Annotated in this window: 20 protein-coding genes; 7 read left to right on the forward strand and 13 right to left on the reverse strand. The window is 71.6% G+C overall.

The window, feature by feature from the left end; genetic code table 11:
- Position 1: 1 nt before the first annotated feature.
- From mmsA to IF20_RS29385, 4 genes are all read right to left on the reverse strand, one after another.
- A complete protein-coding gene (gene mmsA / locus IF20_RS29370) occupies positions 2–1,537 on the reverse strand; it encodes a multiple monosaccharide ABC transporter ATP-binding protein (RefSeq protein ID WP_052868457.1) in 1,536 nt (511 codons plus the stop codon).
- A gap of 38 nt (positions 1,538–1,575) precedes the next feature.
- Complete coding sequence (gene chvE / locus IF20_RS29375) at positions 1,576–2,679, reverse strand: multiple monosaccharide ABC transporter substrate-binding protein (RefSeq protein ID WP_052868396.1); 1,104 nt, start codon at positions 2,677–2,679, stop codon at positions 1,576–1,578.
- 61 nt (positions 2,680–2,740) lie between these two features.
- Positions 2,741–3,742 (reverse strand): zinc-dependent alcohol dehydrogenase, encoded by a 1,002-nt coding sequence (locus tag IF20_RS29380; protein ID WP_052868397.1) that lies wholly within the window; start codon positions 3,740–3,742, stop codon positions 2,741–2,743.
- The gene (locus IF20_RS29385) at positions 3,739–4,899 is read right to left on the reverse strand and encodes a mandelate racemase/muconate lactonizing enzyme family protein (protein ID WP_052868398.1); all 1,161 of its coding nucleotides are present in this window, start codon (positions 4,897–4,899) and stop codon (positions 3,739–3,741) included. The genes IF20_RS29380 and IF20_RS29385 overlap by 4 nt, the downstream gene beginning before the upstream one ends.
- Before the next feature lie 232 nt (positions 4,900–5,131).
- Here IF20_RS29385 and IF20_RS29390 point away from each other — a divergent pair, with 232 nt between their 5' ends.
- A complete protein-coding gene (locus IF20_RS29390; protein ID WP_052868399.1) occupies positions 5,132–7,660 on the forward strand; it encodes an alpha-L-arabinofuranosidase C-terminal domain-containing protein in 2,529 nt (842 codons plus the stop codon).
- Positions 7,661–7,718: 58 nt separating this feature from the next.
- A complete protein-coding gene (locus tag IF20_RS29395) occupies positions 7,719–8,777 on the forward strand; it encodes a family 43 glycosylhydrolase (protein WP_052868400.1) in 1,059 nt (352 codons plus the stop codon).
- 16 nt (positions 8,778–8,793) lie between these two features.
- On the opposite strand, the gene IF20_RS29400 is transcribed toward IF20_RS29395, so the two are convergent.
- The 6 genes from IF20_RS29400 to IF20_RS29425 all read right to left on the reverse strand — a co-directional run bounded on the left by IF20_RS29400 (position 8,794) and on the right by IF20_RS29425 (position 15,036).
- The gene (locus tag IF20_RS29400; RefSeq protein WP_052868401.1) at positions 8,794–9,087 is read right to left on the reverse strand and encodes a YkvA family protein; all 294 of its coding nucleotides are present in this window, start codon (positions 9,085–9,087) and stop codon (positions 8,794–8,796) included.
- A gap of 105 nt (positions 9,088–9,192) precedes the next feature.
- Complete coding sequence (locus tag IF20_RS29405) at positions 9,193–10,224, reverse strand: LacI family DNA-binding transcriptional regulator (RefSeq protein ID WP_052868402.1); 1,032 nt, start codon at positions 10,222–10,224, stop codon at positions 9,193–9,195.
- Between the two features lie 182 nt (positions 10,225–10,406).
- Entirely contained in the window at positions 10,407–11,609 is a 1,203-nt protein-coding gene (locus IF20_RS29410; RefSeq protein ID WP_052868403.1) for a S8 family peptidase, read from the reverse strand.
- A gap of 306 nt (positions 11,610–11,915) precedes the next feature.
- Positions 11,916–13,241 (reverse strand): ABC transporter substrate-binding protein, encoded by a 1,326-nt coding sequence (locus IF20_RS29415; protein WP_234426859.1) that lies wholly within the window; start codon positions 13,239–13,241, stop codon positions 11,916–11,918.
- A complete protein-coding gene (locus tag IF20_RS29420; protein ID WP_052868404.1) occupies positions 13,241–14,110 on the reverse strand; it encodes a carbohydrate ABC transporter permease in 870 nt (289 codons plus the stop codon). The genes IF20_RS29415 and IF20_RS29420 overlap by 1 nt, the downstream gene beginning before the upstream one ends.
- Positions 14,110–15,036: a carbohydrate ABC transporter permease gene (locus IF20_RS29425; RefSeq protein WP_052868405.1), complete on the reverse strand. Its 927-nt coding sequence runs from the start codon at positions 15,034–15,036 to the stop codon at positions 14,110–14,112. The genes IF20_RS29420 and IF20_RS29425 overlap by 1 nt, the downstream gene beginning before the upstream one ends.
- Positions 15,037–15,516: 480 nt before the next feature.
- Between IF20_RS29425 and IF20_RS29430 the strand changes: the two genes are divergently transcribed.
- The 3 genes from IF20_RS29430 (at position 15,517) to IF20_RS29440 (ending at position 18,043) form a co-directional block, all read left to right on the forward strand.
- Positions 15,517–16,428, forward strand: a complete 912-nt coding sequence (locus tag IF20_RS29430) for an aminoglycoside phosphotransferase family protein (RefSeq protein WP_052868406.1) — start codon at positions 15,517–15,519, stop codon at positions 16,426–16,428.
- Between the two features lie 334 nt (positions 16,429–16,762).
- Positions 16,763–17,605, forward strand: a complete 843-nt coding sequence (locus tag IF20_RS29435) for an SAM-dependent methyltransferase (RefSeq protein WP_407702569.1) — start codon at positions 16,763–16,765, stop codon at positions 17,603–17,605.
- A gap of 90 nt (positions 17,606–17,695) precedes the next feature.
- A complete protein-coding gene (locus tag IF20_RS29440; protein ID WP_052868407.1) occupies positions 17,696–18,043 on the forward strand; it encodes a VOC family protein in 348 nt (115 codons plus the stop codon).
- Between the two features lie 97 nt (positions 18,044–18,140).
- Here the strand turns inward: IF20_RS29440 and IF20_RS29445 are convergent, their stop codons facing one another.
- Entirely contained in the window at positions 18,141–18,854 is a 714-nt protein-coding gene (locus IF20_RS29445; protein WP_052868408.1) for an exonuclease domain-containing protein, read from the reverse strand.
- A 189-nt stretch (positions 18,855–19,043) separates the two neighbouring features.
- On the opposite strand from IF20_RS29445, the gene IF20_RS29450 reads away from it, so the two are divergent.
- Complete coding sequence (locus IF20_RS29450; RefSeq protein ID WP_052868409.1) at positions 19,044–19,808, forward strand: SDR family NAD(P)-dependent oxidoreductase; 765 nt, start codon at positions 19,044–19,046, stop codon at positions 19,806–19,808.
- 151 nt (positions 19,809–19,959) lie between these two features.
- Here the strand turns inward: IF20_RS29450 and IF20_RS29455 are convergent, their stop codons facing one another.
- Positions 19,960–21,198 (reverse strand): SAV2148 family HEPN domain-containing protein, encoded by a 1,239-nt coding sequence (locus IF20_RS29455; RefSeq protein ID WP_052868410.1) that lies wholly within the window; start codon positions 21,196–21,198, stop codon positions 19,960–19,962.
- A gap of 515 nt (positions 21,199–21,713) precedes the next feature.
- On the opposite strand from IF20_RS29455, the gene glgX reads away from it, so the two are divergent.
- Complete coding sequence (glgX, locus tag IF20_RS29460) at positions 21,714–23,852, forward strand: glycogen debranching protein GlgX (protein WP_052868411.1); 2,139 nt, start codon at positions 21,714–21,716, stop codon at positions 23,850–23,852.
- Here the strand turns inward: glgX and IF20_RS29465 are convergent.
- Positions 23,806–25,197: an MFS transporter gene (locus IF20_RS29465; RefSeq protein WP_110944644.1), complete on the reverse strand. Its 1,392-nt coding sequence runs from the start codon at positions 25,195–25,197 to the stop codon at positions 23,806–23,808. The genes glgX and IF20_RS29465 overlap by 47 nt on opposite strands.
- Positions 25,198–25,276: the final 79 nt, after the last annotated feature.

The following is a 25,276-nucleotide window of genomic DNA, read 5'->3' on the forward strand; positions in this document are numbered from 1 at the left end:
CTCAGCTTCTGTTCATGGTCATCTGGCGCATCAGGACTTCCTGCGTGGCATCGGCGCGAGCGACCTCACCGGTCAGCCGGCCCTCGGCCATGGTGTAGATCCGGTCGCACATGCCGAGCAGTTCGGGCAGTTCGGAGGAGATGAAGAGCACCGCCTTGCCCTGTGCCGCGAGCCGGTCGATGACGGTGTAGATCTCGTACTTGGCGCCGACGTCGATGCCGCGGGTCGGCTCGTCGAGGATCAGCACCTCGGGGTCGGCGTGGATCCACTTGCTCAGCACGACCTTCTGCTGGTTGCCGCCGGAGAGCCGCCCCACCTGCTCGAAGACGGTGGGCGCCTTGATGTTCATGGACGTGCGGTAGCGCTCGGCGACGGACCGCTCGTGGTGCTCGTCGACGGCGCCGCGGCGGGTCATGCCGCGCAGCGAGGCCAGCGAGACGTTGCGGTGGATGGTGTCGATGAGGTTCAGGCCGTACTGCTTGCGGTCCTCGGTGACGTACGCGATACCGGCGGCGATGGCGTGCGGCACCGTCGCGGTGTTCACCTCGCGGCCGCCGACCTGGACGGTGCCGCCCTCGTGCAGCCCGTAGGAGCGGCCGAAGACGGACATGGCCAGCTCGGTGCGGCCCGCGCCCATCAGGCCCGCGATGCCGACGATCTCGCCGCGCCGGACGGTCAGCGACGCGCCGTCGACCACCTTGCGGGTGCGGTCGACGGGGTGCCGTACGGTCCAGTCCCGCACCGTCAGCGCGATCTCCCCGGCGTCGTCGCCCTCGTACGCGGTGCGCTCGGGGAAGCGGTGGTCCAGGTCGCGGCCGACCATGCCGCGGATGATGCGGTCCTCGGACAGCTCCGGCGCGGCCTCCGGGGTCGCGCGAACGGGCAGCGTCTCGATGGTGCGGCCGTCGCGCAGGATCGTCACCGTGTCGGCGATCTCCCGGATCTCGTTGAGCTTGTGGGAGATGATGATGCAGGCGATGCCCTGGTCGCGCAGTTCGCGGATCAGGTTCAGCAGGGTGGCGCTGTCCTCGTCGTTCAGCGCCGCGGTGGGCTCGTCGAGGATGAGCAGCCGGACCTCCTTGGACAGCGCCTTGGCGATCTCCACGAGCTGCTGCTTGCCGACGCCGATGTCGGCGACGGGGGTCTGCGGGTTCTCGCGCAGCCCGACCCGCTTGAGCAGTTTCGCGGCGCCGCTGAGGGTGCTGGTCCAGTCGATGACGCCGCGCCTGGCCTGCTCGTTGCCGAGGTAGATGTTCTCCGCGATCGACAGGAAGGGGACCAGGGCCAGCTCCTGGTGGATGATGACGATGCCGCGCCGCTCGCTGGCGTTGATGTCCTTGAAGGCCACCGGCTCGCCGGCGAAGCGGATCTCGCCCTCGTAACTGCCGTGCGGGTGGACGCCGCTGACCACCTTCATCAGGGTGGACTTGCCCGCGCCGTTCTCGCCGCAGATGGCGTGGATCTCGCCGGCCCGCACGGTCAGGTTCACGTCGGAGAGGGCGGTGACGCCGGGGAAGGTCTTGGTGATGCCCCGCATCTCCAGTACGGGACGCTCCGGGGTGGCGTCGCGGCCCGTCACTTGAGCTGTCCCGCCGTGAAATAGCCCTCGTCCACGAGGAGCTGGGTGTTGGACTTGTCGACGGAGACGGGGTTGAGGAGGTAGGCCGGGACGACCCGCTTGCCGTTGTCGTAGTCGGTGCGGTTGTTGACCTCCGGCTTCTTGCCGGTGAGCACCGCGTCGCCCATCTGGACGGCCTGCTTGGCGAGCTTGCGGGTGTCCTTGAAGACCGTCTGGGTCTGCTCGCCCCGGGCGATGGACTTCACCGAGGCCAGCTCGGCGTCCTGCCCGGTGACGACCGGCAGGTCCTTGGCGTCGTAACCGGCGCTCTTCAGCGCGGAGATGATGCCGAGCGACATGCCGTCGTACGGGGACAGGACCGCGTCGACCTTCTCGTCGCCGTAGCTCTTGCTGATGAGGTCGTCCATGCGCTTCTGCGCGATGCCGCCGTTCCAGTCCTGCGTGGTCGCCTGGTTCATCTCCGTCTGCTTGCTGCGGACCACGAGCTGACCGGACTTGAAGTAGGGATCGAGGACCTTCATGGCCCCGCCCCAGAAGTACTTCGTGTTGTTGTCGTTCGGCGAACCGGCGAACAGCTCGATGTTGTAGTGCTTCTCCGCACCCTTGTCGGGCTTCTTCAGCTTCAGCCGGTCCAGGATGTACTGCCCCTGCAGCCGGCCGACCTTCTCGTTGTCGAAGGACGCGTAGTAGTCGACGTACGGCGTGCCCAGGATGAGCCGGTCGTAGGAGATCACGGGGATGCCCGCGTCGTGCGCGCGCTGGAGGACGTCGGTGAGTGCGGAGCCGTTGATGGCGGCGACGACCAGCAGCCGGTGACCCTTGGTGATCATGTTCTCGATCTGGGCGACCTGGTTCTCGACCTTGTCGTCGCCGTACTGCAGGTCGGTCTTGTAGCCGGCCTTGTGGAACTGCTCGGCCATGTTCTTGCCGTCGGCTATCCACCGCTCGGAGGACTTGGTGGGCATCGCCAGGCCGATGGTGCCGCCCTTGCCCTTCTCCGGGACGTAGCGGCTGCCGCCGCGGGCCTCCTGGCCACAGGCGGTGAGCGAGCCGATGAGGAGGACGGCGGCCAGGGCGGCGGCTCGTCTGCGGGTGGGCATGGTCGGTTCCCTTCGGGTGATGGAGCGGAGCGCGTCGAGGTGCCCGACGGACGGGCGGCGATTACGGGTGGAGCAGCACCTTTCCCGCGCCCGGCCGGCCGGCGATCCCGACCGCCTCGGCGAAGGCGTCCAGCGGCAGTCGGTGGGTGACCAGCGGCAGCAGGTCCAGCAGCCCGGCGTCGAAGGCGCGGACGGCGTGGGCCCAGGCGGCGGGCGGGGCGCCGAAGACGGTCCGCACCTCGGCCTGGCGGACCACCAGGTCGGTCGGGTCCAGACCGGTGGCGCCCGCGGCCGGGAGCCCGGTGAGGACCAGCCGGCCGCCGCGCCGCAGCAGTCCCAGCGCGGTGGCGGCCGCGTCGGCCGACCCGGCGGCCTCCACGACCACGTCGGCGTCGTCCGGCAGCGGCTCGTCCGCCGTACGGAAGGCGGTCGCCCCGAAGTCCAGCGCGCGCTTCTCCCGCTCCCGGCCCCGGCCGACGACCAGCAGTTCGGCGGGCGAGGCGGCGGCGAGGAACTGTACGGCGATCATGCCGAGCGTGCCCGTGCCGACCACCGCGACCCGGTCGCCGGGCCGGACCTCCGCCTTGAGCGCGGCGGCCGCGACGCAGGCGGCGGGCTCCAGCAGCGCGGCGGCCGTGAGGTCGGCCCCGTCGGCGAGCGGGTGCAGCAGCCGGGCGGGCAACACGAGCGTGTCGGCCATCGCGCCGGGCCGGGTGAACCCGGTCTCCTCGTACCCGGCCGCGCACAGCGTGGTCTCGCCCGCGTGGCAGCGGGCGCACACCTGGCAGTTGCGGAACCCCTCCCCGACGGTCTTCCGGCCGAGCAGCGCCTCGGGGACGCCGGCGCCGACCGCCTCGACCGTGCCGGACCACTCGTGGCCGGGGATCACCGGGTAGCGCACGTACCCCGCGGGCCGGTGGCCTTCCCACAGCTCCCGATCGCTGCCGCAGATCCCGGAGGCGTGCACCCTGACGCGTACCTCGCCGGGCCCGGGGTCGGCCGGTGCCGCGTCCGTGAGGCGGTACGCGCCGGGGCCGTCCAGGACGAGCGCGCGGCCGGTCACCGGCCGGCCCCGGTGGGGTCGCGCTTCTCCCAGCCCTCGGCCCACAGGTCGAAGCGGGCCTGCTGCTGGGGGAACTCGGCGGCCGCGTCGGTGTCCAGCTCGACGCCGAGTCCGGGCGCGTCGGAGAGCTGGAAGTAGCCGTCGACGACCTGCGGGGCGCCCTTGACGACCTTCTTGATCTCGGCGTCGGCGAAGTCGTTGAAGTGCTCCAGGATCTTGAAGTTGGGGGTGCAGCCGGCGACCTGGAGGGAGGCGGCGGTGAGCACGGAGCCGCCGACGTTGTGCGGCGCGACCAGCATGTAGTGGGTCTCGGCGGTGGCGGCGAGCTTGCGGGTCTCCAGGATGCCGCCGAGGTGGCCGACGTCGGGCTGGATGATGTCGACCGCCTGCGACTCGAAGAGCTCACGGAACTCGATGCGGTCGTGGATGCGCTCACCGGTGGCGATCGGCATGTCGACCTTCGCGGCGACCTTCTCCAGCGCCTTGAGGTTCTCCGGTGGTACCGGCTCCTCCAGCCAGGCGGGCTTGAAGGGCGCCATCTCGTGGGCCAGCCGGACGGCGGTGGAGGGGCTGAACCGGCCGTGCATCTCCAGCATCAGCTCGCGCTCGGGCCCGATCGCGTCCCGTACGGCTTCGATCAGGGAGACCGCGTAGCCGGTCTGCTCGTGGTCCAGCTCGAAGTGGCCGGTGCCGAACGGGTCGATCTTCAGCGCCCGGTAGCCGCGCTCCACGACCGCCTGCGCGGCCTTGTGGTAGGCCTCCGGGGTGCGTTCGGTGGTGTACCAGCCGTTGGCGTACGCCTTGACCCTGTCGGTGACCTTGCCGCCCAGCAGCTGCCAGACGGGCACGCCCAGCGCCTTGCCCTTGATGTCCCAGCAGGCCATCTCCACGCACGCGATGCCGGACATCACGATCTCGCCGGCCCGCCCGTAGTCGCCGTACTTCAGGCGGCGCACCAGGTCCTCGACGGCGAACGGGTCGGAGCCCGCGATGTGATTGGCCTCCGCCTCGCGGAGATAGCCGAGGAGCGCGTCGGTGTGGCCGAGCATGCGGGTCTCGCCGACGCCGGTGAGCCCCTCGTCGGTGTGGACCTGGACGTACGTCAGGTTGCGCCAGGGCGTTCCGACGACATGAGTGGTGATTCCGGTGATGCGCACGGGAAGTGCCCCTTCACGGCTCGCGGTGTCCGACTGCTTCTCGTTCGAGATTTCGTCACACGTTCGAAATGCTGCGAGACAGGTAATGCCACGACGCGAGCGGTGTCAACGGTCGCGGCACGGATTTCCCGGATATGCAGGGGTGTTGACGGCGTGGTGGCGCTGACGCCATTCTCACCGGGCGATATCCCGAGCACTGTCCGATATATCGAACAGCCCGTCAGGAGCGCACATGCCCACCACGGCACCCGCATCCGTCGCCGCGCGGCCCCGGCCGCGAAGACGCGGCCGGCTCGCCCTCCTCACCGGGGCGCTGACCGTCGCGCTCGCGGCGCCCGCCCTCGCCGCTCCCCCGGCGGCGGACGTCACCGACTACACCCTCGCCGTCGACCCGACCCGTCGGGGCCCGGCCATCGACGACACGATGTACGGGGTCTTCTTCGAGGACATCAACCGGGCCGCGGACGGCGGTTTGTACGCCGAGCTCGTGCAGAATCGCTCGTTCGAGTACGACCGCGCCGACAACGCCTCCTACACGCCGCTGACCTCGTGGGACACCACCGGCTCCGCGAAGGTGGTGAACGACGACGGCCGGCTGAACGCGCGCAACCGCAGCTACCTCTCCCTCGGCGGCGGCTCCTCGGTCACCAACTCCGGGTACGGCACCGGCATCACGGTCCGCAAGGGTGAGCGGTACGACTTCTCCGTCTGGGCCCGCACCGACCGCGCCACCGCGCTCACCGTCACCCTCCGGGACGCCGGCGGTGAGCTGGCCCGCGCCCGCAAGGTCGCCGTGCGGGGCGGCTGGACCAAGTACACGGCGGCCTTCACCGCCACCCGGGCGAGCACCACCGGCCGGCTGGCCGTCGCCGCCGACGGGCCGGTCGCGCTCGACATGGTCTCGCTCTTCCCGAAGGACACCTACAAGGGCCGCCCGAACGGGCTCCGCAAGGACCTCGCCGAGAAGATCGCCGCGCTCGACCCCGGCTTCGTCCGCTTCCCCGGCGGCTGCCTGGTCAACACCGGCAGCCACGAGGGGTACGACGAGGCGTCCGGCTACCAGCGCAAGCGCTCGTACCAGTGGAAGGACACCGTCGGCCCGGTCGAGGAGCGCGCCACCAACGCCAACTTCTGGGGCTACAACCAGTCCTACGGCCTCGGCTACTACGAGTACTTCCAGTTCGCCGAGGACATCGGCGCGATGCCGCTGCCGGTCGTCCCGGCGCTGGTCACCGGCTGCGGCCAGAACAAGGCCACCAACGACCCGGCGCTGCTGAAGCGGCACGTCCAGGACACCCTGGACCTGATCGAGTTCGCCAACGGCCCGGTGACCTCGAAGTGGGGCAGGAAGCGCGCCGAGATGGGCCACCCGAAGCCCTTCCACCTCACCCACCTCGAAGTGGGCAACGAGGAGAACCTCCCCGACGAGTTCTTCGCCCGCTTCAAGGAGTTCCGCGCCGCCATCGAGGCGAAGTACCCGGACGTCACCGTCATCAGCAACTCCGGGCCCGACGACAGCGGCACCACCTTCGACCGCGCCTGGCAGCTCAACCGCGACGCCGAGGTCGACATGGTCGACGAGCACTACTACAACAGTCCGCAGTGGTTCCTGGAGAACAACGCACGCTACGACTCCTACGACCGCAACGGCCCCAAGGTCTTCCTCGGCGAGTACGCCTCCCAGGACAACCGCTTCCGCAACGCGCTCTCCGAGGCCGCGTTCATGACAGGGCTGGAACGCAACGCCGACGTCATCAAGCTCGCCTCGTACGCCCCGCTGCTCGCGCGCACCGACTCCGTGCAGTGGCGCCCCGACATGGTCTGGTTCGACGGCCGGAAGTCCTGGGGCTCGACCAGCTACGAGGTCCAGAAGCTGTTCATGAACAACACCGGTGACCGCGTCGTGCCGAGCACCGCCTCCGGCACCCCGGCCACCACCGCCCCGATCACCGGCGCCGTCGGCCTGTCCACCTGGGCCACCTCCGCCGCGTACGACGACGTCAAGGTTACCGGCGCGGACGGGAAGACGCTGCTCAGCGACGACTTCTCGGCCGGCGACGGCAAGTGGACCAGGGCCGCCGGGCGCGGCACCTGGAAGGTCGAGGACGGCGCGTACGTCCAGTCCGACACCGCGGCCGAGGACACCCTCGTCACCGCGGGCGACCCCGGCTGGCAGAACTACGACCTGCACGTGAAGGCCACCAAGAAGGCCGGCAAGGAGGGCTTCCTGGTCGCCTTCGGCGTCCAGGACACCGGCAACCACTACTGGTGGAACCTCGGCGGCTGGGGCAACACCCGCTCCGCCGTGGAGAAGACCACCGGCGGCGCCAAGCAGACGCTGGCCGGGACCGAGGACGGCACGAAGATCGAGGCCGGCCGGAGCTACGACCTCGACGTCAAGGTCCGCGGCCGGCAGGTCACGCTCTACCTCGACGGCAAGAAGTGGGGCGAGTTCACCGACGACGCCGAGGCCGAGCCGTTCCGCCAGGTCGTCACCGAGGACGAGAAGACCGGCGAGCTGATCGTCAAGGTCGTCAACGCCCAGGACACGGCCGCCCGGACCCGGATCGACCTGGGCACGCGGAACGTGGCGCCGACCGCCCGGCTGACCACGCTCCAGGGCGCCCCGGACGCCGAGAACACCGCCGAGGACCAGCCCATCGCGCCCCGCACCTCGACCCTGCGCGGCATCGGCGGACGGTTCACGTACACCTTCCCGGCCGACTCGGTCACCTTCCTGCGGATCAAGACCCGCGGCTGACGTTCCCGGGGCGGTCGCCACACCCGCGGCCGCCCCGCCGACCCCGGAGGAGAGCACCATGCACGCACCCACCCGAAGAGGCGTCCTGCTGGGCACGCTGGCCGTGGGCGCCGCCGCCGCGCTGCCGGGCACAGCACACGCCGCGGCCACCGGTCGGCACCGTCCCGCGGCGCCCTACCCCAACCCCCTCGTCCGCCAACACGCCGACCCGCACGTCTTCAAGCACACCGACGGCTTCTACTACTTCACCGCCACCGTCCCGGAGTACGACCGCATCGTCCTGCGCCGCTCCCGCACGCTGCGCGGCCTCGCGGACGCGCCCGAGACGGTGCTGTGGCGCAAGCACACCACCGGCGAGATGGGGGCCCACATCTGGGCGCCGGAGATCCACCACATCGACGGCCGCTGGTACATCTACTTCGCCGCGGGCAGCACCGAGGACATCTGGAAGATCCGGATGTACGTCCTGGAGAACAGCCACCCGAACCCCTTCGAGGGCACCTGGACGGAGAAGGGCCGCATCACCACCGCCTGGGACACCTTCTCCCTGGACGCCTCCACCTTCACCCACCGCGGCGTCCGCCACCTGATCTGGGCCCAGCAGGAGCCCGGCATCGAGAACAACTCCAACCTCTACATCGCGCGGCTGCGCAACCCCTGGACGCTCGGCAGCCCGCCGGTCCGGCTCTCCTCCCCGACCCTGGACTGGGAGACCATCGGCTTCAAGGTCAACGAGGGTCCGTCGGTCCTCGTACGCAACGGCCGGGTCTTCATGACGTACTCCGCCAGCGCCACCGACGCCAACTACTGCATGGGCCTGCTGACCGCGGACGCCCGTGCCGACCTGCTCGATCCGGCCTCCTGGACCAAGTCCCCCGAACCGGTCTTCACCAGCAACGACACCACCGGTCAGTACGGCCCCGGGCACAACAGCTTCACGGTGGCCGAGGACGGCCGCACCGACGTCCTCGTCTACCACGCACGGCAGTACAAGGACATCACCGGCGACCCGCTGAACGATCCCAACCGGCACACCCGCGTCCAGGCCCTCGGCTGGCACGCCGACGGCACGCCCGACTTCGGCGTGCCGGTGCCGGACACGGTCCGCCAGGGGTGAGCCCGCCGCCCGGATGTCAGTCGCGGCGCGGGCGCAGCCCCGCGGACGCGGCCGCCGCGTGCAGGGAGCGGAGCGCCAGCAGCAGGATGCCGATGTCGTCGAGGTACACGGGATCCGGCAGCAGGTCGACCGGCGAGACGAGGTAGAGCACGGCACCCCAGAAGACCGCCTTGTTCTGCACGGGGATGCCGGCCTCACGCAGCAGCCCGCGGGCCTTGACCAGCCGCACCAGGAGGCGGACGGCGAGGACGAGCGTCGCCAGGACGAGCACCCCCGCGACCACCACGACGATCCACGCTTCGGTGCTCATCCCGCCTCCTCGGTCCGCCACCGCGCTGCCCTGCACTCCAGCTTGGCACCTCGGCGGGGCGAACCGGCGCGTGGACGCCCCGGCGCGGCCGGGGAGGGCGGGCGCTCAGGCCCGGCCGGGGAGGGTGGACGCGCGGACCACCAGCTCCGGCGCGAGCACGACCTGCCGGTGCTCGTGGGCCGCCGCCTCCTCGCCGGTCTCCTCGATCAGCATCTCGGCCGCCGTCCGGCCCATCTGCCGGGCGGGCTGCCGTACGGAGGTGAGCGGCACGGCGGCGGCCGCGGCGAACTCGATGTCGTCGTAGCCCACCAACGCGATGTCGTCGGGGACCGCCACCCCGGCGTTGTAGAGCGCCTGGAAGACCCCGAGGGCGAGCAGGTCGTTGGCGCAGAACACGGCGGTCGGCCGGGGCGACATGCCCAGCAGCCGGGCGGCCGCGTCCCGGCCCGCCGCCACGTCCATCCGCTCGGTCTCGATGTGCCGCAGCGCCGACTCGGGCAGCCCCGCCTCGCGCAGCGCCCGCAACGCCCCCGTACGCCGGTCCTGGCACTGGGTCAGGAACATCGGCCCGCTGATGTAGACCAGCCCTTCGTGGCCCTGCTCGACGAGGTGCCGGGCCGCCAGCGCGCCGCCGGCCACGTCGTCCACGGAGACCGAGCAGCCCTCGGCGCTGCCGAGGACGCGGTCGACGAAGACGAGCGGGATGCCGCGCGGCCGGAACCGCGCGAGCGTGCCACCGGTCAGGTCGGCCGGGGTGATCATCACGCCCCGTACCTGCTGCTCGGCGAAGAGGGAGAGGTAGTCCGACTCCTCGGCCGGGCTCTGCGCGCTGTTGCAGAGCATCACGCCGAGCCCCGCCTTGCGCGCGGCGCGCTCCGCGCCCGCCGCGACGTCGACGAAGAAGGGGTTGGCCATGTCGAGCACGAGCAGCGCGATGATCCGGCTGCGGCCCGCGCGCAGCTGCCGGGCCGACTCGCTGCGGACGTAGCCGAGCGCCGTGATCGCCGCCTGGACCCGCTCCCGGGTCTCCCGCGCGACCATGTCGGGCCGGTTGATCACATTGGAGACCGTGCCGATGGAGACGCCGGCCTGGCGTGCCACATCCTTGATACCCACCGTGTGCGCCACATGCGCCATGCTACGCACTCCGTTCCGGGCACTCGACGCCGCCGGCCGCCGCGCCCCGTGGGGGCGGGCGCGGCGGCCGGCGGCCGGGCCCGGCAGGGGCGCCCCTGCCGGGCGGCGTCGCGGAACCGGTCCGCGAACTGCCGAGTGTCCTGCTGCACGACCCCCTCGGGGGCCTCCTCTTCCTGCTCTTCCTACTCCACGACCTTCAGGAGCTTGTTCGGCGTGCCCTCACCCGGATTGGAGATCTTGTCCGGGGTGGCGCCGTCGGTCAGCGCCTTGGCGACGTCGGCCGGCTTGGCGTCCTGGTGACCGGCCAGGTAGACCGCGGCGGCGCCCACGACGTGCGGGGTGGCCATCGAGGTGCCCGAGATGGTGTTGGTCGCGTCGTCGCCCTCGTTCCAGTCCGAGGTGATGTCGGTGCCGGGGGCGTAGATGTCGACGACCTTGCCGTAGTTCGAGTAGTCCGCCTGCTTGTCGTCCTTGTCGCTGGCGGCCACCGTGATGGCGTCCGCGACGCGGGACGGCGAGCCCTGGCCCGCGTCGGTGGACTCGTTGCCGGCCGCGACACCGAAGGTGACACCGGAGTCGATGGCCTTCTGCACGGCCGCGTCGAGCGCCTCGTCCGCGCCGCCGCCGAGGGACATGTTGGCGACCGAGGGGCCCTTGTGGTTCTTGGTCACCCAGTCGATGCCGGCCACGACCTGCTCGGTGGTGCCGGAGCCCTGGTCGTCCAGCACGCGGACGGCCACGATCTTGGCCTTCTTGGCGACGCCGTGTGCCTTGCCGGCGATGGTGCCCGCGACGTGGGTGCCGTGGCCGTTGCCGTCAGTGGCGTCGTCGTCGTTGTCGACCGCGTCGAAGCCGGAGGTCGCACGGCCCTCGAAGTCCTTGTGCGTGGTGCGCACACCGGTGTCGATGACGTACGCGGTGACGCCCTCGCCCGCGCTGTCCGGGTAGGCGTACTTCTTGTCGCCCGCGGTGTCCTCCTGGTCGATGCGGTCCAGGCCCCACGACGGCGGGTTGTCCTGGGTGGCGTCGATGGAGAACTTCTTGTTCTGGACGACCTTGTCGACGGCCGGGTCGGCGGCCAGCTGCTTGGCCTCGGTCTCGCTCAGCCCGGTGGCGGAGAAACCGTCGATGGCCGCGCTGTAGGTGCGCTTGACCTTGCCGCCGTACTCCGCGGCGAGGTCCTTGCTCTCCGCCGTACGGACCTGGTCCTTGAGCATGACGATGTAGCTGCCGCTGACGGCGGACTTGGCGCTCGCGCCGTAGATCTTCCCCTCTGCGGGGGTCGCGTCGGCGGTGACCGCGGTGACGGCCGCGATGCCGGTGGCGGCGACGACGGCGGTTATGCCGGTGATCAGCCGCTTCTTGCTGGAACGCTTGTGAGCCATGGCGAGGGTTCTCCTCGTTCGTGGTGTGGGGGGAAAGCGTTGCGTGATCGCCCGGCGAAACGAGAAGATCTCCTCCGGGCTGGTTCGAAACCCTGACTGATTGACGCGTCCAATTCAAGGGCCCCTCTCCGGTGTGACATAGACAACAACCTTGCAAAAATGCAAATACCGTCACACACGGGCAAATTGAGCACTCGGATTGACTCCGGTTGCCTCAACATCCGTCACAGTGCTGCAACATGGGGAAATAATCGCCGTCCCGGGGTGGAGAAAGCTCAGCGCTGTTAATGCGCAAGAGAACAAGGGTCAGCGCTGATAACGGGCGAGCACGAGGTTGCCGTCCTCGACCAGCCGCCCCCGCAGCTCCGCCATATCGATCGCGCCGCTGTAGTACTCCTGCAGCCCCGGCGTGGCGATCTTGTCCTTCCACTCCGGATAGCCGCGCACCGACTGGGCCGGCGCGGCGTGCAGCGAGCCGGCCAGCGCCGTACCGGTGGCCCAGCCGTACGTCCGCACCCGCAGCCGCGGGTCCCGGAGCGCGGTCGTGCCCGTCGGCAGCATCCAGTCGCCGAGCGCGAGACGCGCCATGTTCGCCGGCTCCAGCAGGAAGGCGATGAAGGCCATCGCCGCTTCCTTCCGCGGGCAGTCGGCGGCGATCGAGAGCGTCTGCGGGCTCACGCCCTGGGCGGGCGCGCCGTCCGCGGGGGCCGGCAGCACGGTCCAGTCGAACCCCTTGGGGGCTTGTTGAACGATCTGCTGCCGGTACGAGAAGCCGAGCGGCACCATCGCGTACCGCCCGGCGAAGAACCCCGGGAGCGTGTCCGAGCCGCCCATGCCCAGCGTGGTGCGCGCCGCACTGCCGTCGACGTTCACCTGGTCGTGGATCGTCCGCGGTACGACCTCGTCGGCGGCGCCGAACCGGACCTCGGCCCGGCCGTCGGCGCGGCGGTGGAAGAGCCGGCCGCCGGTGGAGAGCGCGAGGTTGAGGGTGGCCGACACCGGCTCCTTGAGCGGCCAGGCGACTCCGTACCGGGCGCCCTGGCGGCCCTGGCTCAGCTTCTTCGCCGCCGCCCGGAACTCCGGCCAGCTCCAGGGGTCCTCCGGCGTGGGGACGCGCACCCCTGAAGCTGCGCGCAGCAGCTCCCGGTTGGCGATCAGGACGCGCGGCTCCTGAAGGAACGGCACCCCGTACAGCCGCCCCCCGAAGGTCGCCGTTCGCAAGCTGTGCTCGGGGATGTCGGTGGCGAGACGGTCGGGCAGCAACGGCGTGAGGTCGGCGAGCCGGCCGCCGTACGCGAAGTCCGCGAGGTCGTCGGAGGCGTCGTGGATGATGTCGGGCGCCTCCCCGCCCTCGAAGGCGGTCAGCAGCTGGTCGTGCACGGTGGGCCAGGCGCCCTGCACGTACTGGACGGGAGTGCGCGGGTGGAGCCGGTTCCACTCCGCCACCAGCGCCTTGTTGGCCGCCACGGACTCCGTCTGCCAGGCGAGCGACTGGAACCGCAGGGGGCGGCTGTCCTCCCCCGTCCGGCGGTGCGCGCACCCGGAGAACAGGGGGACGGCCGCGGCACCTACGGAGGCGGCGGCGCCCAGGAACGTACGGCGGCGCATCGCGGCGCGGACCGGCGCGGGCATCAGTGCTTCACCGCCCCGGCGAGCATGCCGCCCGTGATGCGGCGCTGGATGACCGCGAAGAGCACCAGCCCCGGCACCGTGGCGAGCAGGGCGGCGGCCGCCAACGGGCCGAGGTCGGCGACGCCCTCGGCGCCGAGGAAGTGCGTGAGCACGACCGGCATCGTCTGCTTCTCCGGCGACTTCAGCAGAACGAGCGCGAAGAAGAACTCGTTCCAGGCGGTGATGAACGCGAACAGCCCCGTCGCGACGATCCCCGGCACGAGGAGCGGCGCGGTCACGGACACGAGGGTGCGGACCCGGCCGGCCCCGTCCACGGCCGCCGCCTCCTCCAGCTCGACCGGCACGGCCCGTACGTACCCGGTGAGCATCCACAGCGCGAACGGCAGCGACCACACCAGGTACACCAGGGTGAGCCCGCCGAGCGAGTCCACCAACCCCACCGCCTTGAGCAGCAGGAACAGCGGGATGATGACGAGGACCAGCGGGAACGCCTGGCTGACCACCACCCACCCGGTCGCCGCCCGCGCCGCCCGGGTGCGGAAGCGCGCGAGGACGTACGCCATCGGCGTGGCCACCACGACGGACAGCACCGCGGCCCCGGCCGCCGCGAGCAGGCTGTTGGCGGCCGAGCGCAGCAGCGGCTGCTCGGCGAAGGCGGCCCGGAAGTTGGCGAGGGTGGGGTCGTGCGGAATCCAGCCGGGGTCGATGCTGCCCAGCTCGCGCGGCGGCTTGAAGGCCGTCGACACCAGCCACAGGAAGGGCACGAGCAGAAAGATCAGGTAACCGAGGAGGGCGAGGTACTGACCGGAACGGGTCGCGGCGGCACGCCTGCGACGGCCGGCGGCAGTACGTCCGCGGCGGGCGGTCATCAGGCGTCCTCCTCGGTGCGCAGGCGGCCTGCCAGATAGACGGCCAGCAGGACGGCGATGACGGTGACCATCGCGAGGCCCATCGCCGCCGCGTATCCGAACTGGCCGTAGCGGAAGGCCTCCTCGTACGCGAACAGCATCGGCAGCCGGGTGCGCCCGCCGGGACCGCCGTCCGTCAGCACGAAGACCAGCGCGAACGAGTTGAAGTTCCAGATGAAGTTCAGCGCGGTGATCGCCAGCGCCACCGGCCGCAACGCGGGCCAGGTGACCGTGCGGAACCGTCGCCAGGCGCCCGCGCCGTCCATGGCAGCCGCCTCGTGCAGTTCGCGCGGCACGTTCTGCAGACCGGCCAGGAGCGGCACGGTGGTCTGCGGCAGACCGGCCCAGACGCCGACGACGATGACGGCGGGCAGCGCCGTGGCGAGGCCGCTCAGCCAGTCGCGGCCGTCGCCGAGCCCGAAGGTGCGCAGTGTGTCGTTCAGTACGCCCGCGTCCGGGTGGTACACGAGCCGCCACATGATGCCGACCACGACCTCGGGCATCGCCCACGGCACGATGGCCAGCGCCCGGGCCAGCCAGCGCAGCCGCAGCTTCTCGTTGAGCAGCAGGGCGAGGCCCAGCGCCAGGAAGAACTGCGGGACGGTGACGCCCACCGCCCAGACCAGCCCGATGCGGAAGGACTCCCAGAAGAGGGTGTCCCGCAGCAGATCACCGAAGTTCAGCAGCCCCACCCAGCGGGTGGGCTCGGTACGCCCGGACTGCGCGTCCGTGAAGGCCAGCGACACGCCGTACAGGAGCGGACCGACGCTCAGCACGAGGATCGGTATCAGCGCGGGCAGTACGAGGAACCACACGCCGTGGTCACGGCGCGGTCCCGCACCGCCCGAACGGCGCGCTGACCGCCGTGGCGCGGTCCCGAGGCTCACGAGGAGGCTCCTCGGCGCGGCTCGATCAGCAGAGTCACGACGGGGCTCCTCGGCGCGGCTCGATCAGCAGAGTCACGACGGGGCTCCTTGGGCGGCTCGGTCCGGCACGTCCGGTACATCCGACACGGAACGGCCGCGCGCGCCCAACCGCGCGGACAGCCGACGTCATCGTCGTGACACCACGGGACGCCGTCAACAGGGAGGACCGGGAGAACCGGGGAGAACCGGCACGGACGCCTACCGGACGACCATGGGGGACGTGTCAGGAAGCGCCCTCCAGAGGGCCACCGGACCTCCACAGGGCCGCCGAATCTCCGCAGGGCAGGGTCCCGAGGGAAAGTGCACGCGAGGGAGCGGAGCGATACCCGCCCAGGCACCGGATGTCAGTGCCGCCTGAGAGACTGTGGGGGATCGAGACACCGGGGCGGCCGGGGCAGCCGAAGCGCACCGGGGTACTCACGGAGCGCAGGAGGCAGCACCATGACCGAGGCGAGCGGCGGAGCGGGTTCCGTGCCGGGCACGCCCTTCACCGAGGCGCGCGCACGGGAGGTGCTGGCCGCGGCCGGCCGACCGGACGCCGCGGCGGACGCCCAGCTGCTCGCCCTCGGCGAGAACGCCGTCTTCGCGCTCGGCGACGCCGGCCCCGTGATCCGGGTCGGCCGCAGCGCCGAACTGCTCGCCCGCGCCGAGCGGGAGCTGCGGGTGGCCCGTTGGCTGGCCGACTCGGGTGTCCCGGCGGTGCGCGCCGCCGAGCCCGAAGCGCGGCTGGTGGACGGCCACCCCGTCACCTTCTGGCAGCGGCTCCCCGAGGTCGTGCGCCCCGCGGGCCCCGCCGACCTCGCCGAGCTGCTGCGCCTCGTACACGCTCTGCCCGAGCCGCCGTTCGAGCTGCCCCGGCGGGAGCTGCTGGGCGGCGTGGAGCGCTGGCTGCGGCTGGCGGGGGACGCGGTGACGCGGGAGGACGCGGAGTACCTGCGTGGGCGCCGGGACGCGTTCGCCGCCGCGGCGACGGCCCTGGAGCCGCACCTGCCACGCGGCCCCATCCACGGTGACGCGCTGCCGCGGAACGTCCATGTCGGCCCCGACGGCCCGGTCCTGGTCGACCTGGAGACCTTCTCCCGCGACCTGCGCGAGCACGACCTCGTGGTCATGGCCCTCAGCCGCGACCGGTACGGCCTGGGCGCCGAGGCGTACGACACCTTCGTACGGGCCTACGGCTGGGACGTGCGGGACTGGGAGGGCTGCGCCGTCCTGCGCGGCTCCCGCGAGACCGCCAGCTGCGCCTGGGTCTCCCAGCACGCCCCGGGCAACCCCGCGGCCCTGAAGGAGTTCCGCCGCCGCATCACCTCCCTCCGCGAAGGCGACGCCTCGGTGCGCTGGTACCCGTTCTGACGCCCTCGGCATCGAAGAAGCAGTCACCGGCCACCGGCCCCGGCCGGCCGGACGAGCCGCCGACCCGGTCGGCCGGTTGGGCTGCCGGCTTCGGTCGACCGGTTGAGCTGCCGACCCGGTCAGCCGGTGGGGCTGCCGGCTTCGATCGACCGGTCGAGCTGCCGACCCGGTCAGCCGGTGGGGCTGCCGGCTTCGGTCGGCCGATTAATCGGTACCGTCCGTACCCCTTCGCGGGCTAACGTCCCGCCCCATGCCCGAGACCCCGCCTCCCGCGTCTCCCGCACCTGCCGTGCGCCCCGTGCCTCCCACGTCTTCCGTGCCCTCCGTGCCCTCCGTGCCCTCCGTGCCCTCCGCGGATGCGACGCACCCGGCGCCGCCGGACCACGGCTCGGGCCGCGAGCCCGGTGGTGACGGGCCACCCCGGCTCACCCGGCTCGACTTCCACGGGCCGCTGTCCGAAGCACGCGCCGGGCTGCTGGTGCGGCGGCTCGCCGCCGCCCGCCCGGCCACCGTGCTGGACATCGGCTGCGGTTGGGGCGAATTCATGCTGCGGATCCTCGACGCCACGCCCGGCGCCACCGGACTCGGCATCGACCTCGCCGCGGACGACCTGGCCAGAGGCCGGGCCAACGCCGCGGCTCGCGGACTCGCCGACCGCGTGGAGTTCGCCGAGGAGTCCGGGCACGGGACCACCCGCGGCCCCGCCGACCTCGTCCTCTGCCTCGGCGCCGGCCACGCCCTGAGCGGCCCCGAGACGCCGCACAACATCCGCGCCGTACTGCGCGAACTGCGCCGTCTCGTCGCCCCCGGCGGCCGCGTGCTGTACGGCGAGGGGTTCTGGCAGCGCCCGCCGACCACGGCGGAGCTGAGCCGCATGTGGCCCGGCGCCACCGCCGAGGAGCACGTGAGCCTGGCGGAGCTCGTCGAACTCGCCGTCGCCGCAGGCTTCCGTCCCGCCTGGGTGGAGACGGCGAACAGCGACGAATGGGAGACGTTCGAGTCGGCCTACCGCTGCGACGCGGAGGAGTGGCTGGCCACCCACCCCGACCACCCGCTCGCCCCCGAAACCCGCGAACGCGTCGACGCACACCGCAGCTCCTGGCTCAGCGGCTACCGTGACGTACTCGGCATCGCCTACCTCACCCTCGTCCCGACACCCCGCACCTCGCCCCCCTAAAGCGCCCGTTCTTCCCTGTCCCCCGCCCCTCTCCCTCCCCCTCCCCCAACCCCGTCTCGTGCCCTTTCTCATGATTGATTGGAGTCAGCGATGGCCGTTCGACGTGTCATGCCCAATGTCACCTCCGAAGCGATGGAGGAGAGCCGGGACTTCTACGGGCTACTGGGCTTCGAGGAGGTCATGAACCACGGATGGATCACGACGCTCGCCTCGCCCGCCCACCCGGCCGCGCAGGTCAGCTTCATGACGGCCGACCGGACGGCGCCGGTCGTCCCTGACATGAGCGTGGAGGTGGACGACGTGGACGCGGCCTACGCCGCGATGCGCGAGCAGGGCGCGGAGATCATCCACCCGTTGCAGGACGAGGAATGGGGCGTACGGCGCTTCTTCGTCCGCGACCCCAACGGCCGGGTGGTCAACATCCTGAGCCACCGCTGACACCCACCCACCCGGTCCGGTACCCCAGCCTCCAGTCGCCCTCAGTCCAACCCCCAGCCCTCAGCTCCCTCGCCCCTCGCCCCTCGTCGCGGCGTTGTCAGCGCTCCTTCGGTATCAGCGGCCAGGCCGGTTCCACGTGGGCCGTCGGATCGGCCGTGCGGCGCAAGTAGCGCTGGAAGGACGCGGCCTGGTCGGCTGCTGCCTGGCGCTGGAGGGCGTGGAGGGCGGGCCGGGTGAGCCCGGCGACCTCCGGGTGCTTGGCGCCTATTCGGCGGGCCACGCCCACCGCGGCCACGGCGTCCGCCCCCGCTTCATGGGCCGCGTCCAGCACCACTCCGTAGTGCGCGCACAGCGCCTGGAGGGTGCGCTTCCCCTTGCGGTAGGGGTCGAGGTGCTTGTCGAGGACAAGTGGGTCGACGACCGGCGCCGGGTCCGTCCCCAGCCGCTCCGACAGCGGCACCACGCCGTGCCGTCGGCACTCGCGGTCCAACAGCGACAGGTCGTACCGGGCGTTCATCACCACGAGCGGGGTGCCCTCGCCCAGCGCCGCGGCGAGCGCCTCGGTGATCTCTGTCAGGCCCGCGGCGGCCGGACGGCCGTACTGCCGCACGTAGTCGGTCGAGAAGCCGTGGATGGCGGAGGCTTCGGGCGGTATCGGCACGCCCGGGTCGAGAATCCAGCTCAGTGCCGGTGCCGCCCGTCCCGCCGCGTCGAGCCGGATGACGGCGGCCGTGACGACCCGGTCGGTCTCGACGTCGGTGCCCGTGGTCTCCAGGTCGAAGCCGACCAGTGGTTCCTTGTGCCAGCTCATGCGGCCTCCTTCGGTGGTGCGTCCCCCGTGTCGCACGTGATCGTCCGCCGCGTCCCGCGCGGCCCTGATCTCGTGTTCCCTCACTCTCGCACGCACCACTGACAACGCCGCCGGCTCCCGCCGTCGGCCCTTGTTCTTCCCGGTTCTTCCCGCCCGCCCGGCTCGCCCCCCTCCCCTAGGGTGGCCGGTATGGATCTTCAACTGGCCGGACGGCGTGCGGTGGTGACGGGGAGCAGCGGCGGCATCGGGGCGGCGGTTGCCGACATGCTGGCGGCCGAGGGCTGCGACGTGCTGGTGCACGGGCGGAACGCGGAGGCCGCCGCCGAGGTCGCGCGCCGGGCGGCGGACCACGGGGTCCGTGCGGACGTGGTGCTCGGCGACCTCGGTGAGCCGGGCGGCGTGGAACGGGTAGCCGCCACGGCGCGCGACTTCGGGGTGCACATCCTGGTCAACAACGCCGGGCCGTTCGTGGAGCACGACTGGGACGCCGTACGGCCCGAGGACTGGCGGGCGGCGTTCGAGGGGAACGTGTTCTCGGCGGCGCGGCTCACGCAGGCGCTGCTGCCCTCGCTCCGCGCGGACGGCTGGGGCCGGGTGATCAACATCGGCACCCGGGCTGTGCGGACCCCGCTGCCCAACATGGTCGAGTACTCCGCCGCCAAGGCCGCGGTGGTGAACATGACGACCAGTCTGGCCGGGCACCTGGCCGGCACGGGGGTCACCGCGAACTGCGTCAGTCCCGGCGTCATCGCCACGCCCTCGATGCACCGGATGTTCGAGGAACGCGGCGAGACCTCGGCGGACGCGGCCGCTCGGTACGCGCCCAATCCGGTGGGCCGACTGGGGCGCGCCGAGGACATCGCGGGCGCGGTGCTGTACCTCGCGAGCCCCCTGGCCGACTACGTCAACGGCATCGAGCTGCGCGTGGACGGCGGCATCACCGGCACTCCCTGAGCCAGCCGGACCGGCACCCCTGGACGAGAACCCGCGGGAGGTCACGTCCCGGGAGGGCGCCCGGTAGCTGGACGCCCGGGTGGCTGGACGCCCGGGTGGCTGGCACCTGGGCGTCCGGGCACCTCGTCTCAGGACATCCGGGCACCTCGTCTCAGGACACCGGCCGCGCGTCCGCCCACACGCTCTCGAACTCCTCGCGGTACACCTCGAAGAGGCCGTGGTCGCTCTCCCGGCCGTCCTCATGGCGGACGACCTCCCGGCCGCCGCCGCGCAGCACCAGGACCGGCGCCTCTATGCCCCGGCTCCTGCGCAGGTAGGACTGGACGACGGCCAGGCCGTCCGGGCCGTCGCCGTCGACGAGGTACGCCGTGAAGCGCGGGGTCTCGTCGAAGACCTGGATCTCGAAGGCACCGGGGTCGCGCAGCCGGGCCCGTACCCGCCGCATGTGCATGATGTTCATCTCGATCGACCGGCTCATCTCGCCCTTCTTCAGGCCCAGCTCCCGCTCGCGGCGGCGGACCGCGCTGCTGGCCGGGTTGAGGAAGAGCAGCCGTACCCGGCAGCCGGACTCGGCGAGCCGGACCAGCCGGCGGCCCGAGTAGTTCTGGACGAGCAGGTTCAGGCCTATGCCGACCGCGTCGAGGCGGCGCGCGCCCCCGAAGAGGTCCTCGGCGGGCAGCTGCCGCTGGAGGCGTACCCGGTCGGGGTGGACGCCCACGACATCGGCGTAGCGGTCGCCCACCAGGTCCTCGACGGCGTCGATGGGGAGCCGTCCGGCCGTACGGGTGCCGATGCCGGAGCCCAGTATCTCCAGGAGGCGTGCGGAGGCGCGTTCGGCCTGCGCGAGCACCGTCTCGGAGAGCGCGCGGTTGCGGGAGACGATGTTGCGGGCGACCTCCAGCTCGTCCAGGGCGAGCTCGACGTCGCGCCGGTCGTCGAAGTACGGCTCGAAGCAGGGCCAGTGCTGGACCATCAGCTCGCGCAGCTGCGGAAGGGTGAGGAAGCTGATGATGTTGTCGTCGGCCGGGTCGAGGAGGTAGCCCTTGCGGCGGCTGACCTCGCGTACGGCGACGGCGCGCTGCACCCACTCCTGACCGGCGGGCCCGGCCGCCGCGACCACCCATTCGTCGCCGTGCACCGGTTCGTAGATGGGGCGCAGCACGGCCGCCACGACGGCACGCAGCCGTTGTTCGACCAGATTCAGCCAGATGTAGGCACGCCCGGCGCGTCTGGCGCGGGTGCGTACCTCGCTCCAGGCCTCGGCGTCCCACTCCAGCTCCGCCCCGATCTCCAGGGGACGTGCGAGGGACACCGCGCCGGGCGGTGCGTCGATGGAGCCGCCCTCATGACCATCGTCACCAGGAGGCAACTCCAACCCGCCCGAGCTCACCTGTACACCGCCTTCCGAACCTCCGTGCCAACGATCAAGGCACCCTACTGCGGGTCCGGGAGAGGGTGCAGCCGGATGCGCCGACTCTTCCACCAACTCCCCTTATTCGCCGTGCCCGTTGTGTCCGGAAAGGGCAGCGGGCGTGAGCGGAGTCATAGTCGCGCCGCGGGGAGCCACGCCGGAGTCCCGGCGGCCTCTCCCCTCGTCACGCGCCTCGCGAGGGGTTCGGGGTGGCTCCGGAGACGGCTGGGAACGAGGCCGAAAGTGATCGCTCGGTCGCCGCGACACGCCCAGGACGCACCTTCCTGCGCATTATGTCGCTATACATCGTGATTACGGTCGGACACCTGATCGTTCCCCCGGTCGGAGGACCCTCTTTCGCGGCAGGTTGCCTGACTTTCGGCGAAGATCTCGCGAACGTCCCACTGTTTGCCGCTCATCGGGGAAGAATTCCGGTTCGGTCCGCGGTCGTCAGTCCGTCGCGGCGCCCCTCGAGGAAGTGGAAGAGTCGACGCATGCAGGTCTGGCCTGGACAGGCGTATCCGCTAGGTGCCACGTACGACGGTGCGGGCACCAATTTCGCGGTGTTCTCCGAGGCGGCACAACGTATCGAGCTGTGTCTGCTGCACGACGACGGTTCGGAGACGGCGGTCGAGCTCCGCGAGTCCGACGCGTTCGTCCGTCACGCTTATCTGCCCGGCATCATGCCGGGGCAGCGGTACGGCTTCCGGGCGCACGGCCCGTACGAGCCGGCGCAAGGACTCCGCTGCAATTCCGCGAAGCTGCTGCTGGACCCCTACGCCAGGGCGGTCAGCGGCACCATCGACTGGGACGAGGCGGTCTACGGCTACCACTTCGGCAAGCCGGACAGCCGCAACGACCTGGACTCGGCGCCGCACACGATGGCGTCCGTCGTCGTGAACCCGTATTTCGACTGGGGCGACGACCGTCCGCCGCGTACGGACTACCACGAGACCGTCATGTACGAGGCACACGTCAAGGGCCTGACGATGCTGCACCCGGAGCTGCCCCAGGAGCTGCGCGGTACGTACGCGGCGCTGGCGCACCCCGTGATCATCGAGCACCTGCGGGAGCTGGGGGTCACGGCCCTGGAGCTGATGCCCGTACACCAGTTCGTCAACGACCACCGGCTGGCGGACGAGGGGCTGGCCAACTACTGGGGTTACAACACCATCGGCTTCTTCGCGCCGCACAACGCGTACGCCTCCTGGGGCGACCGCGGCCAGCAGGTGCTGGAGTTCAAGTCGGCGGTGCGCGCGCTGCACCAGGCGGGCATCGAGGTCATCCTCGACGTGGTCTACAACCACACCGCCGAGGGCAACCACATGGGACCCACGCTGTCCTTCCGGGGACTGGACAACCTGTCGTACTACCGGTTGACCGACGACCCGCGGTACTACATGGACACCACGGGCACCGGCAACAGCCTCTTGATGCGCAGCCCGCACGTGCTCCAACTGATCATGGATTCGCTGCGCTACTGGGTGACCGAGATGCGCGTCGACGGCTTCCGCTTCGACCTCGCGGCGACCCTGGCCCGGCAGTTCCACGAGGTCGACCGGCTGTCGTCCTTCTTCGACCTGGTGCAGCAGGACCCGGTGGTCAGCCAGGTGAAGCTGATCGCGGAGCCGTGGGACGTCGGCGAGGGCGGCTATCAGGTGGGCAACTTCCCGCCGCTGTGGACGGAGTGGAACGGCAAGTACCGCGACACGGTGCGGGACCTCTGGCGCGGCGAGCCCCGAACGCTCGCGGAGTTCGGCTCCCGGCTGACCGGCTCCTCCGACCTGTACCAGGGCGACGGGCGCCGGCCGCTGGCCTCCGTCAACTTCGTGACCTGCCACGACGGCTTCACCCTGCGCGACCTGGTCTCGTACAACGAGAAGCACAACGAGGCCAACGGCGAGGACAACCGGGACGGCGAGAGCCACAACCGCTCCTGGAACTGCGGCGCGGAGGGCGAGACGGACGACCCCGAGGTGCTGGAGCTGCGGACCCGGCAGATCCGCAACTTCATCGCCACTTTGATGTTCTCGCAGGGCGTGCCCATGCTCAGCCACGGGGACGAGTTCGGCCGTACCCAGCAGGGCAACAACAACGCCTACTGCCAGGACAACGAGCTGGCCTGGGTGCACTGGCCCAAGGACGGCGAGGGCGGCGAGGGCGGCGAGGGCAAGGAAGCGCTGGAACTGCTGGAGTTCGTGCGCCAGATGGTGTGGCTGCGGCGCAACCACCCGGTGTTCCGGCGGCGCCGCTTCTTCCACGGGCGGCCCATGGAGGGCACGCACGACGAGCTGTCGGACATCGCGTGGTTCACGGCCGAGGGCGAGGAGATGGAGCAGCGCGACTGGCAGGCGGCGCACGCCAAGTCGCTGATGGTCTTCCTCAACGGCAACGCGATCACCGAGCCGGGCAAGCGGGGCGAGCGCATCACCGACGACTCCTTCCTGCTGCTGTTCAACGCGCACGGCGAGGAGAAGGAGTTCACCGTCCCGATCGACCACGGGCGGCAGTGGCAGGCGGTGGTGGACACGGCGGACCCGAAGGCGGTCGCCGAGAGCGGCCCGAAGGTGCGCGCCGGCGACACGCTCACGCTGGTGGCGCGGAGTCTGATGGTGCTCCAGCGGCCCGCCTGAGGAGCGCCGCGTCCGCTTCCGCGCCCGGCCGGTCGCTGCCGTACGAAGACGTGCTCGCCGGCCGGCTGCGGAAGCGGACGGTCAGCGCGAGGCACAGCACGAGGCCGGCGGCGGCGACCGCGACGGCGAACGCGGCCGCCGGGCCGTACGTCTCCGCCAGCCGCCCGGACAGGGCCAGCGCGAGGGCCTGCCCGCCGACGATCGAACTGGTCAGGAAGGCCATCGACTCGGCCATTCGACGCGCCGGCACGAGCCGTTCGGTGAGCGCGAAGATCGTGATGAGGTGCGGTGCGAAGGCGACCCCGAGCACCACGGCCACCGCGTACAGCGCGCCGAGGGAGCCGACGAAGAGCAGCGGCACGGAGAGCGCGGTCAGGCCGACGGCGGCGGCCCGCCAGCGGGCGGGCAGGCCGATGCGGGCCGGGACGAGGACCAGCGACAGTCCCGCCACGGCGCTCATCACGCCCATGGCGGCGTAGACCAGGCCCGCGTGGCCGGGGACGCCGAGCCGTTCGGTGAGCGCGGTGATGCCTGCCTGCGAAGCGCCGAACATGGCGCCCTGCAGGGCCATGGAGACGCGCAGGACGTGCGCGGCCCGCGGAATGCCGGGGCGGTCGCGCCGGGCCGTCCTGCGGCGTTCTCGCGCCTCGGCGTGTCGCTGCCGCCACGTGCGTCGGTCGGGGTGCGCGGTACGGCCACGCGGCGTGACAGCGTCCGACGTGCGTGTGCCGGGGGCCGTCAGCCGGGCCGTCCGGTGCAGCGCGAACGCCGAGCCGCAGCCGGCCAGGAGGAGCGCCGCCAGGGCCAGGGCTACGGCGGGATGGGCGATCGACGCGGCCACGCCCACCAGGGCCGGGCCCAGCACGAAGGACACCTCGTCCAGCGTGCCCTCCCAGGAGAGCGCGGCATTCACCGTGCGCTCGTCGGCGCCGCCGCGCCGGACGAGTGCGACCGTCCGGGTCCTGGCGAGCGGCCCCACCTGGGGGACGGTCAGGCCGGCGAGCAGCCCGAGGAGGGCCAGCGGAAGCGTGGCCACGTGGGCCGGCGCGGCGAGCACGAGGGCGGCGACGGCGACGGCGTTGGCCCAGCAGGCCGCGAGGACCACCGGGCGCTGGCCGAGCCGGTCGGCGAGCCGGCCGATGAGCGGGCCCGCCACGGTCTGCCCGGCGGCCAGTGCGCCGCCGACCACGCCCGCCGCCGCCAGGCTGCCGCTGGTCTCCGCGACCAGCAGGACGCTGCCGAGCTGGCACATGGCGGTGGGCAGCCGGCCGAGGAAGGAGACGACGGGCAGCACGGGGCCGCAGGCGGCGAGCACGGTGCGGTAAGTGGCCAGTACAGCGGTCATCGCCCGACGCTATCGGGCCGGCCGGCCCGGCCAGTACGGGCAGGACGTACGAACGAAAATCGGGGCACACCCCGCCCGA

The organism is Streptomyces niger (assembly GCF_000718305.1).
In the GTDB taxonomy this organism is placed as follows: domain Bacteria; phylum Actinomycetota; class Actinomycetes; order Streptomycetales; family Streptomycetaceae; genus Streptomyces; species Streptomyces niger.